7 protein-coding genes, 1 tRNA gene and 1 other RNA gene are annotated in these 11,238 nt (G+C 65.5%); 4 read left to right on the forward strand and 5 right to left on the reverse strand.

Annotated elements, in window-relative coordinates:
* Positions 1-5: 5 nt before the first annotated feature.
* Positions 6-104: signal recognition particle sRNA small type (gene ffs, locus ACWD3O_RS00240), an RNA gene on the reverse strand.
* 71 nt (positions 105-175) lie between these two features.
* On the opposite strand from ffs, the gene ACWD3O_RS00245 reads away from it, so the two are divergent.
* The 4 genes from ACWD3O_RS00245 (at position 176) to ACWD3O_RS00260 (ending at position 7,663) form a co-directional block, all read left to right on the forward strand.
* Positions 176-263: transfer RNA gene (locus ACWD3O_RS00245), tRNA-Ser, on the forward strand.
* A 301-nt stretch (positions 264-564) separates the two neighbouring features.
* On the forward strand, positions 565-5,457 hold the full coding sequence (locus tag ACWD3O_RS00250) for a DEAD/DEAH box helicase (RefSeq protein ID WP_451414374.1): 4,893 nt from the start codon (positions 565-567) through the stop codon (positions 5,455-5,457).
* A gap of 90 nt (positions 5,458-5,547) precedes the next feature.
* Entirely contained in the window at positions 5,548-7,167 is a 1,620-nt protein-coding gene (locus ACWD3O_RS00255) for a relaxase/mobilization nuclease domain-containing protein (RefSeq protein ID WP_451414634.1), read from the forward strand.
* A 103-nt stretch (positions 7,168-7,270) separates the two neighbouring features.
* On the forward strand, positions 7,271-7,663 hold the full coding sequence (locus ACWD3O_RS00260) for a hypothetical protein (RefSeq protein ID WP_451414375.1): 393 nt from the start codon (positions 7,271-7,273) through the stop codon (positions 7,661-7,663).
* 90 nt (positions 7,664-7,753) lie between these two features.
* Here the strand turns inward: ACWD3O_RS00260 and ACWD3O_RS00265 are convergent, their stop codons facing one another.
* The 4 genes from ACWD3O_RS00265 to ACWD3O_RS00280 form a co-directional block, all read right to left on the reverse strand.
* A complete protein-coding gene (locus ACWD3O_RS00265) occupies positions 7,754-8,620 on the reverse strand; it encodes a DUF317 domain-containing protein (RefSeq protein ID WP_451414376.1) in 867 nt (288 codons plus the stop codon).
* Between the two features lie 75 nt (positions 8,621-8,695).
* Positions 8,696-9,049: a DUF317 domain-containing protein gene (locus ACWD3O_RS00270; RefSeq protein WP_451414635.1), complete on the reverse strand. Its 354-nt coding sequence runs from the start codon at positions 9,047-9,049 to the stop codon at positions 8,696-8,698.
* 177 nt (positions 9,050-9,226) lie between these two features.
* The gene (locus ACWD3O_RS00275) at positions 9,227-10,042 is read right to left on the reverse strand and encodes a hypothetical protein (RefSeq protein WP_451414377.1); all 816 of its coding nucleotides are present in this window, start codon (positions 10,040-10,042) and stop codon (positions 9,227-9,229) included.
* Between the two features lie 173 nt (positions 10,043-10,215).
* Positions 10,216-11,238 (reverse strand): glycosyltransferase, encoded by a 1,023-nt coding sequence (locus ACWD3O_RS00280; protein WP_451414378.1) that lies wholly within the window; start codon positions 11,236-11,238, stop codon positions 10,216-10,218.

The raw sequence follows: 11,238 nt of genomic DNA on the forward strand, positions 1-11,238 counted from the left end.
CCGCGAACGACAGCGCCCCCCACGCACCCGCCAGAGCCGACCTACCCTTGCTGCCTTCCGGCCCTGGGGGAGTTCAGTCAGATAGCGCCACGTGAGGGGCTCCGCACAGAGTACCTGATCCGGGCGGTGAGAACGAGTTCGCGACCACCCTCGGGAGTCATGTAATGTTCTTCCCGGAGGATTCGCCTAGAGGCCTAGGGCGCACGCTTGGAAAGCGTGTTGGGGGCAACCCCTCACGAGTTCGAATCTCGTATCCTCCGCCAGTGCCTCACCGGGCACGATGTTGAAGGGCCCCACCGTTCGCGGTGGGGCCCTTCGACGTGCGTGGTCTCAGTTCTGGTCTCAGTTGGCCGGACAGGCAACCACGCGGACAGGAGGGACGCCCCCGGGCCGAAGGTCGGTGCCCTACTCCACCCCCACGCCATCTGCCCCATGCCGCGGGATCCCTCCATTACTCCGGATCGTGGGACCTCTCGCAGATAGGCTCCCTCCGGAACTGACACACAGGTGCCCTTGAACACGGATGAGCGCCGACACCCGGCCCCGAAGGAAGCAGGAACTGGCATGACGACGGTGCACGACGTCCTGAGGATGATCCGCCAGACGTCGAAGGACAACCACGAGCGCGGGACGCGCTTCGAGCAGCTCATGGTGAAGTTCTTGCGCACCGATCCGCAGTGGAACAAGCAGTTCAGCCAGGTCTGGCTGTGGGCCGACTGGCCAGGCGCTGCAGCGAACAAGAAGGACACCGGAATCGACCTGGTGGCCCAGGACCGGGAAACGGGCGGCTTCTGCGCCATCCAGTGCAAGTTCTACGAGCCTGCACATACAGTCCAAAAGGCGGACATAGATTCCTTCTTGGCCGCGTCGGGCAAGGGCGGGTTCACCCGCCGCATGATCATCTCCACGACCGAGAAGTGGGGCAAGAACGCCGAGGACACTATGGTCGGCCAGCAGCCGCCCGTGACCCGCCTCGGCCTGTCCGACATCGCCGCAAGCCCAATCATCTGGTACCCGCCGAAGACCGGGGTGGCCTTCGACGTCGACCTCGAGCTGCACAAGAAGAAGTCGCTTCGGGCGCACCAGCGCGAGGCGATCAAAGATGTCTTCGCCGGCTTCGCTGAGCACGACCGTGGCAAGCTGATCATGGCTTGCGGTACCGGCAAAACCTTCACGAGCCTGAAGATCGCCGAGAGGCTGCAGCAGGAGCGCGCTCAGGCAGGCCAAGGTGAGCACACCACGGTGCTCTTCCTGGTGCCCTCTATCGCTCTGCTCTCGCAGACTCTGCGCGAGTGGTCCTCAGAGGCTCAGGTGAAGTTGCGCCCATTCGCCGTCTGTTCCGACGTCAAGGTCGGGAAACAGCAGGCCGCCAACGACAGCGAAGACATGGCGACCCACGACCTGGCATTGCCGGCCACGACCGACCCTGACAAGCTGATCAAACAGATTTCCAGCGTGGAGTCCGGTGCCGGCCTGACCGTGGTCTTCTCCACCTATCAGTCCATCGACACCATCGCCGCTGCCCAGAAGAAGGGCTTGGACCGGTTCGATTTGGTCCTCTGCGACGAGGCCCACCGCACAACGGGTGTCACCATCGCAGGCGCCGACGAGTCTGCGTTCGTGCGCGTCCACGACGACAGCTACATCGGCAGCGATCGTCGGCTGTACATGACCGCCACACCGCGCGTCTACACCGAGGACACCCAGCAGCAGGCCAAGGACTCCAGCGCCACGGTCGCCTCAATGGACGACGAGGAACTCTACGGGCCCGAGTTCCATCGCCTCGGCTTCGGCAAGGCCGTTGAAGAGGGACTCTTGGCGGACTACAAGGTCCTGATCCTTGCCGTGGACGAAGGCGTAGTCGCCAAGACGCTTCAGCAGGGCTTCGCTGGTGGGCAGCCCGAACTGAATCTGGATGATGCCGCAAAGATCATCGGCTGCTGGAACGCCATGGCCAAGCGGACAGGAACCTTCATCGACGGCGTGAGCTTCGGCAAGAACGAAGCTCCGATGAAGCGAGCCGTCGCCTTCGCCCGCTCCATCGCCGACTCCCAGGCCATCGCAGACAACTTCAACGCCATCGTCGATGCCTACGACGAAGGCGATGACGAAGTACTGCACTGCGAAGTCGAGCACGTCGACGGCACGTTCAACACGCTGCAGCGCAACCAGCGACTCGACTGGCTGAAGGAGGACCCCGGGCCCGCGAACGCGCGGATCCTGTCCAACGCCCGCTGCTTGTCCGAGGGAGTTGACGTCCCCAGCCTGGACGCGGTGCTCTTCCTGCACCCCCGCAACTCCGTGGTGGACGTCGTCCAGTCGGTCGGCCGAGTCATGCGTCGCGCCGACGACAAGGCGTACGGGTACATCATCCTGCCGGTCGCCATCCCGGCCGGCATGCCAGCGGCACAGGCGCTCGCCAACAACGACCGCTTCCGCACGGTCTGGCAGGTCCTGCAGGCACTGCGTTCTCACGACGAGCGCTTCAACGCCACCGTCAATCAGATTTCCCTCAACCAGCAGCCCCCTCAGAACATCGGCATCGGGATCGTGGCACCCGGCGATGAAGCTATTGGCGACGAGGACGGCTCCACCACCTCGACAGACGCCCAGAACGTGCAGCAGCAGGAATCCCAGGGTGTGCAGTACGTTCAGGATGAACTGCTCAAGCTCGAGAACTGGCGCGAAGCCATCTACGCCCGCATCGTGGAGAAGGTCGGGCAGCGGCAGTACTGGGAGCTGTGGGCGAAAGACGTTGCAGCCATCGCCCAAGCGCATGTCACTCGGATCAAGGCTGCGCTGGAGCTGAGCGATAAGCGGGCCGCGTTCGATGATTTCCTCAACGAACTCCGGGCGACGATAAACCCCGGCGTTACCGAGAGCGACGCCATCGACATGCTGTCCCAGCACATCGTCACCAAGCCTGTCTTCGACGCTCTCTTCAGCAGCTACGCGTTCGCCGAGCACAACCCGGTGTCCCGAGCCATGCAGAGGATGCTCGATGTCCTCGATGACCAGGGCTTGGAGTCCGAGACCAAGACCCTGGAGGACTTCTACGACTCGGTGCGCGTACGCGCCAAGGGTATTGACAACCACGCGGGCCGCCAGCAGGTCATCGTCGAGTTGTACGACAAGTTCTTCAAGGAGGCGCTGCCGAAGACCGCCGATGCACTCGGCATCGTCTACACCCCGATCGAAGTTGTCGACTTCATTGTCCGATCAACGGAGCAGGCCCTCAACAAGCACTTCGGCCGCTCCTTGACCGATGACGGAGTCCATGTGATCGACCCCTTCGTCGGCACTGGGACCTTTCCGGTCCGGCTCCTTCAGTCCGGTCTGATCCAGCCCGACGATCTGCTACGCAAGTACACCTCCGAACTGCACGCTAACGAGATCGTGCTGCTGGCGTACTACATCGCCGCCGTTAACATCGAGGCCGCCTACCACGAGTTGACTGGCGGTGAAGCCGACTACCAGCCTTTCGAGGGCATTGTCCTGGCCGACACCTTCCAACTGGCAGAAGGTGGGGCCGCGAAGCTCGACGGCATGGATGTCTTGGAGGGCAACAGCGAGCGGGCAAAGAAGCAAAAGGCTCAGCCGATCACGGTGGTCATCGGAAATCCGCCGTACTCGGTGGGGCAAGATAGCGTCAACGATAACAACCAAAACCTCAAGTACGAGACACTTGACCGCCGCATCGCAGAAACGTACGTCGCCAAGTCGACTGTAGGCAACAAGAATAAGCTGTACGACTCTTATATTCGTGCCATTCGTTGGGCATCAGACCGTCTCCAGGACGAAGGAATCGTGGCCTTCGTCTCCAATGGAGGCTACATCGATGGCACTAGTGCAGACGGACTCCGAAAGTCACTTACGGAGGAATTCGACGCCATTTACTGCTACAACCTGCGCGGAAATCAACGAACCGCCGGGGAGCAAGCAAAGAGGGAAGGCGGCAAAATCTTCGGCTCTGGAAGCCGCAGTACCGTCGCGATCCTCCTTCTCGTCAAGAACAGCAAGACAACTGCACCCAAGGCAGGTTGCACGCTGCACTACCGCGACATTGGCGACTACCTCAGTCGCGACGACAAACTCAAGATCCTTAGCTCCAACAGCCTCGACACAATTGAATGGCAAGAACTCACCCCTAACTCAGATGGCGACTGGATCAACCAACGATCGGAGGACTACGCAGCACTCCAGGCTATTGGAGACAAGGACAAGAATGCGGCAGAGAAAGCAGTGTTTGCCACCTACTCCGGCGGCCTGAATTCTGCTCGCGATGCATGGGTGTACAACTCCTCTGCGCAACGCGTGCGAACGAGCATGGAATCGATGATCGACTTCTACAACAGTCAGGTCGCAGGTTTCCATAAGCACTGCAAGGATGAGGGAATTACGACCCCAACGACGCGCGACGTCGATCACTGGATCAATACAGACCCGAAGAAGATCAGCTGGAATGTCGCCGACAAGTCCAGGATGATCAAGGGGCAGACATACAGCTTTGATGCCGACTGCGTGGTCACCTCAACCTATCGACCCTTCACCAAGCAGCGTCTCTATTTCGACCCTGCCTTGATCGAGAGGGTGTATCAACTGCCCCGCGTGTTCCCTACTGCGCAACACAAGAACTTGGGCCTGTACATCGTGGGAAGCGGTTCAGCTGTCCCGTTCTCCGTCCTCGCTCTAGACACTCTGCCCAACCTCCACGTCACGGGCGCAGGTAGCGGTGGCACCTTCTTCCCCCGCTACATCTATCGTGAACTCGGCCAGGGAGATGACCTCTTCGCGGCAGCCGAGGCCGAATCCGGTATTGACTACGAGCGCGTCGACAACATCAACGCCACTACACTCGCCGCCTACCGCGAGGTGTACGAAGACCCTGATATCACCGCGGACGACATCTTCTTTTACACCTACGGCCTACTCCACTCCCCGACGTACCGCGAACAGTTCGCTGCCGACCTCAAGAAGTCCCTGCCGCGCATTCCCAAAGTGCAGGACTTCCGCGGCTTTGCCACTGCCGGCCGCGCTCTCACCGAGCTCCACCTCGCTTACGAGCAAGCAGAACCGTTCCCGGGGATCGTCGAGCAGGTGTTGGGGGCGACATCGGCGACGCCTCCGAGCGAGCTGTACCGAGTCGGCAAGAAGATGAAGTTCCTCCGGGTGAAGAGCAAGGTCGACCGCACCGCCATCGTCTACAACCATCGGGTGACCCTCACCAACATCCCGGAGGAGGCGTACCGCTACCAGCTTGGTGCCCGCTCAGCGATCGAGTGGATCATCGACCGGTACTGGGTAAAGACGGACAAGGACTCGGGCATCGTCAACGATCCGAACGACTGGTCCGAGGATCCCCGCTACATCATTGACCTGCTCAAGCGCATCGTCACAGTGAGTCTTGAGACGATGAAGATCGTCGACGCGCTGCCGCCTCTGGACATCATCGAGTGACCCGAGTGCGTGTGCAGTGGGCGTGATCGCAGGGTCCGGGCCACCCGCGAGGAACACGTTGACCCCCACTTGGTCGCTTCGTTCGACGACATGGCCCCGGATCCCGGCCGCGATGCCTCAGCCACGAAGAAAGACCTCCAGCACCTCCTCGACCAGCCCCTCGCCCTCCTCGCACCCGATCAGCGTCCCGACCGGCACGTCTGGCACTGCTCCGTGCGGGCCGCCCCCGACGATCCGGTCCTGTCCGACGAGCAGTGGGCCGACATCGCCCGCCGCACGGTCGCCGCAACCGGCATCGATCCCGGAGACGGAGCCGGATGTCGCTGGGCGGCGGTACGCCATGCGGACGACCACATCCACATCATCGCGACCCTCGTCCGCGAAGACGGACGCCGCCCTGACCACCATCGCTCCGGACAGCGCGCCCAGGCGGAGTGCCGCCTGATCGAGAAGGAACTCGGCCTGCACCAAGTGGCCCCCGGCGACGGCACCGCCGCCAGGCGAGCCACCAGTGCCGAGCGGTACAAGGCCGAACGCCAGGGCCGCGGGCGTCCGGTGCGCGAGGAACTTCGGGAATCGGTCCGGCAGGAGGTTGCCGGCGCTGCCGGAGAGGAGGAGTTCTTCGACCGGCTGGCGTCCGCTGGTGTGCTGATCCGCAAGCGGATCGCCCCGTCCGGGGACCTGCTGGGCTACAAGGTCGCCCTCCCCGGTGACCGCAACAAGGACGGTGACCCGGTCTACTACTCCGGCTCCACCCTGGCCCCGGACCTGTCGCTGCCTCGCATTCGCATCCGCTGGACACTTCCCGGGGGAACAATTACTTCGTCCCACCGCGACCGGCCGAGGCGCAGAGCCCTGCCGCCCGCAGCAAGTCCCGCGTTCGCAAGGCGTCAGGCTGCCGCCGCGACGTGGCAGGCTCTGTTGATCGTCGACCATGCCGACAACGGCACGGTGGCAGCGCAGATCGCCGCAGCGGGTGAAGTTCTGGACGCACTCGCCCAGTCATCCGCCGCCCATACTCGCGCCGAGCTTCGCGCGGCAGCACTCGCGTTCGAACGGGCAAGCCGCTCCCACGTCAAGGCCGCACACGAGAACGCCCAAGCCCTGCGCCAAGCAGCCCGCGCTCTCGTCACCAGCGGCCCGGCTCTCGGCCGTGGAGAGGACGGGGCCACCACGGCCATGGTCATCGACATGACCTTCTTCTTTGCCTTGGCTGCCGCGAACTGGCACGCCAGACGGCAGCACAGTCAGCAGGCTGCCGCAGCCCGGCAGGCCGCTCAGCACCTCCGGGCCGCACACGAGACCGCCGCGGCAGAGCCCCTTGCCGTTCTTCGACAGCACGGCCAGCTCCTGCCTCCGCACATCAGGCAGCAGCAAACAGACCTGGTCGGCGAAGTGCTGCCCGAACTGGCCGCACGGGTACGGGCCGAAGCCGGTTGGCATGCCCTCGCAGCCACCCTCCACCATGTCGCAAGAGCCGGCCACAACCCGGCCACCCTCCTCGCGGAAGCCGCCCGGCGAGGGGAACTGGGCACCGCCCGTTCCATCAGCGACGTGCTCGTCTGGCGCCTGCGCCGCAGCGCCCATCTACCCGCCCTGGCCGAGATTCCGGCGGGAACGTCTACACGCAGGTCGCTGCGCACGCCCGTGGCAGCCCCCGCCAAGCAGCCGGCTCCCGGGAAGACTGGCCACCCCGGACACCGGCGCTGACGTGAGGAGCGGGGCAATATAGCCGACGATCGCCGGTTAGCCAAACCGGCGATCGTCCGGACCATCGGTGTCTCCACTCACCCACCCCGTGAGGAGCACCCTCATGCCCCAGGCCCGCACCCGCACCCGCACTCGCGCCGAAGCCCTCACCCGCGTCTGCGACGCCGGCGTCAAGCCACGCTCCGATGCCCGCACCTGGAGTCACCTTGACGGTCGCCCGCTCAGCAAGGGCGAGCTGGACCCCGTGTTCTCTGCCGCAGAGGGCGAACCGGAGGACCTGTACGGGCAGATCACCCGCTACGAGGAATACCGGCGTGCCAAGGAGGAAGCGCCCGAGGCCATGACCCGCTTCCTGGCCCCGTTCTCGGAGCGGCTCACCGAGAAGAACCTCAGCAACGCCATCAGCCTCATGAGCCCGGAGGAACGGGCCGAGTTCAACCGGCTCCTCGACCTGTTGCTCGAACCGCTCCGTCCCTACAGCCTGAACGCCTTCTGACGCGGCCGCGCACCGGGCCACCCCTCAGTGCTCAAGCCACGAAGCCGGGCCTCCCTCTGGGGAGACCCGGCTTCGTGGCATGGAGATCGCTCACACGGCTGGTGCGCACAGGAGCCGGTCCCGCGTGGCCTCCGGAAGCACGCGGCGCAACACCGGCGCGGTCGAGCTCAGAGCGCCGGCGAAGACCGCGACGAGATCGTTCGGCACGCTGGAGCTGAACGACGCGGCCCAGAGATAGCCGCCGCCAGGCACCGGCTCGGCCCACGCCTGCCATCCGACCGGACCAGCTTCGCCGGCCTCGGCTACCAGCGTGCGCGGATCCGCGTCCTGAATCAGCGGCGGCAGCTCACCGAGTCGGACGTGGGTGGCGACGGTCGGGTCCAGCGCCCCGGCATCGGGATCGCCGAAGTCGCGGGGCCACCCGTGCGCCCCAACAGCGTCGAGTACCAACTCGGGTTCCCCGCGAGGCTCGGCGGGCTGGTCGCGTGCGTCGAGGGCCGTGAGGAAGTCGACGAGGACCTCCCCAGGCACGTCGGGCGTGAAGTAGGCGGACCACTGGGCGAGCGAGTTGGCCAGCTCTGCACGAGCAGACACCTGCCAGGCGATCGGCAGGCCCCCCAGGTGGAACGGCTCGTCCGGAAGTATCCACTGGACCCACCGGAGCATGTCGGGGCTGATGTGGAGAACGGTGCTCCGTAGAACTTCGCGTTCTCCTTCCGCGTCGCCCAACTCCTGGCGGCCACGAACGATGGTCAGCCCCGTCCAGCCGAGGCTGTCGAGAGCTTCGGCGACGGTTTCGTAGAGCCGGCCGTCGTCGCCGGCCAGGTGCCGAGGGCCGACCCAGCAGGCGGGCCGGGCACCGGCTGCGGCGGGTCGATCGAAGGGATCTTCGGGATACAGGGGCGCCTCCTGAGGCAGAGGAATCGCCGCGAAGCATCGCGGCGCTGAGGAAGACATTGGGATGGTGCGTGTGCGCGTTGAACGCGCGGAGGGGTGCAGCACTGCCCGACGGCACAACGCTGGGCCCTTCGGTCACACCGGCCGGGAGGTCTCCAGCACGCGAGCGACGGTGGCTGCAACAAGATCCGCGGGCGTCTCAACAGCGAACGAGATCTGGTAGCCCGGCACCTTGGCAGTGCCGGTGACCGCGATCTTCCAGCCCTCGCGTGCGCCGCCCGGCCTCCCGTGAGGGAACCAGCCGATGTAGAAGCGGTCGTCCTTGGAGTTCACGTGCACGTCCGCCCGGTCATCGACGACCACATGGAACGCATCGGCCGAGAACTGGTCCATCACGAGCGCGGGCTGTCCTGGGCCCAGCAGCCACTCACGCAGCGGCAGGGCCTCGACAGCGGTTGAGAATCCGGGACGCCGACGCGCCGTAGTCAGGGACGATCACCTCTCTGACCTGGGGTTCTGCAGAAGGTCGTCTACGTTGACATGCGTTGCGGCCGATGGCCACTCGTCCGCGACTCTTCTCCGTCTGCCCCAAGCGAACTGTGGAGCGCCTTGCCGCCCCTCGGTGATCGAATAGCGCTGCCCCACAAGTTGCCGTGAGCCAGCCGGTCACGGAGGGGCTTCTTCCTCTATCGCCTGCGCGATCTCGAACCACGGCGCCTTCAGGGTGCCGAAGAGCGACCAGTAGCCGTAGAACTCTCGGACCAATGATCCAGCACCGAGACCTACCGAACTCCGACTGATGGTTCCGATGACCCGCCGAGTGATGCCGCCCGCCCCCCGGGCGCTTGGGGTGATGCCGTGCCCCAGAAGAAGCGTGGCGGTGCGGATGGCGTCCAGCGTCGACGGTGCGGCCTGCCGGGTGAAGCGGCCGAAGACCAGCGGTAGCCAGCTCGTCCTCGTGCGCGCCCAGGCCAGTCGTTCGAGTCCGGTGCCCAGGTCTACGGCCATCCGCTCCGGGCGGTCCGCGTTCCACAGGAGGACGATGTCGCCCAGGGGGAGATCAAGGTGCCGGAACCGCAGGGTGATGCCTTCGACCTGTCGTCGACGCCACGGCTCGACCGTTCCGTAAACGCTCAGATGACGGGCGTGGAAGCCGAGCTGGGACAGGACCGTCAGCCACCCGTCGAGTATGGAGCCGTACTCCTCCAGCTTGCCGATGGGCTGGACTCGGGAGACGTTGACGAAGGAGGTCAGAAAGCCGTCCTTCAGCCGACCGCCTTCGTCTCGCTCACCGGTGAACCGGACAACCGGCTGCGGAAGAAACCCGCGCCGGTACGGCTGCAGGCGGCCGCTCTTGAGGACGGGATCCAGCGCCTGGACCGCGGAGATCGTCAGCTCGGTCTCCCGGCCCCACCGGATGGGGAGGCAGTCGTCCCTCGGTGCTCCGTCCCGGGCGAAGCCGGCGTCCAGGGACACAAGCATTTCCCTCCACGTGGGAGGTCTTCGCGGCGGTCGGTAAGGGCTGCCCCGGTGCGGATGGAGCACCTCCAGACGTGGGCCGTCGACCGTGAACTGCCAGTGGTGGCCCAGAGTCTTCTTCAGCACTCCGGGTAGTTGCCGGGCCAGGTCGTGGCCGACGCTGCTGGGCGCACGGGTCAGCACGACCGTGCCGCCATCGCCAGGAAGTGGCGCGCGGGATCGAAGCGCTGCATGCCGAGCGCTTGGACCTGCCGATGGTCGAGGGTCTCGGCTTGCTCAATGGCGTCGGCGAGCCTCCGCGCTGCGGCCTCATCGTCCTCGCGCGGGTCGACGACCGTGACAGCGCCCGTCTCCTCGCACAGTGCGGCCTGGGCACATGTGCCCTCGCGCCAGGTCAGGGCCGCCATGGGTGTCCCGGCGCGGAGGGATTCTCCGAAGACCGCTGCGCCGGCCTCGACGTAGGTGCGGGCGTAGGTGTAGACGAAGACGGTGGCGTCGCTGATGGCGGCGGTCTTGGCGGGACCGCCGAGTTCACCGGTCCACTTCACGTGGTCGGAGCTGAGGAGCCTCTCGTGGCGTCGTACGTACGCCTGGTCGAAGACGGGGCCGACGAGCTGGATGCGGCGGCCGAGGATCTGGGCGGCCCGTACCGCGAGGTGCGGTGCCTTCTCCTCGTCGATCCGGCCGAGCCAGACCAGGTCGGTGCCCGCGGTGGCAGGTGGCTCCTCCTCGTCGAGGCCGAGGTGGACGGCGAGTTCGGGGATCGGTTGGTGCTGGGAGTAGCGCTCGGCCATCTCCGGCGAGTAGCAGTACAGCCGCGACCGCCGGCCGTCGAAGGCGGTGGCTCTGTGCTGGAAGACCGGCGAGTGCTGGAAGGTGGCCACGTCGCAGCGGAGCTCGTTCCAGGTGCGTGCCCAGGCCGGGAGCGAGGGGTATTCGTGGCCGACGACCAGGAGGTCGTACCCGCTGTCGCGGAGATCGGCCTCGGCAAGTGAACCGGGGGTGATGTCCTCCAGCCGGACCGGCTTGCGGACCCAGTCGTGCTCCAGGTCCGTGAGCCAGCCCGGCCCGAGGAGGTGTACGTCGGCGCCTGCGGCTCGGGCGCCTATGGCGACCGCCCACAGCCATCGTTCGATCCCGCCGTACCCGGCGGGCGGAAAGGCGTAGCTACCAGGGAAGTCGCAGACGCCGACGAGCAC

The organism is Streptomyces sp. NPDC002640 (assembly GCF_053592575.1).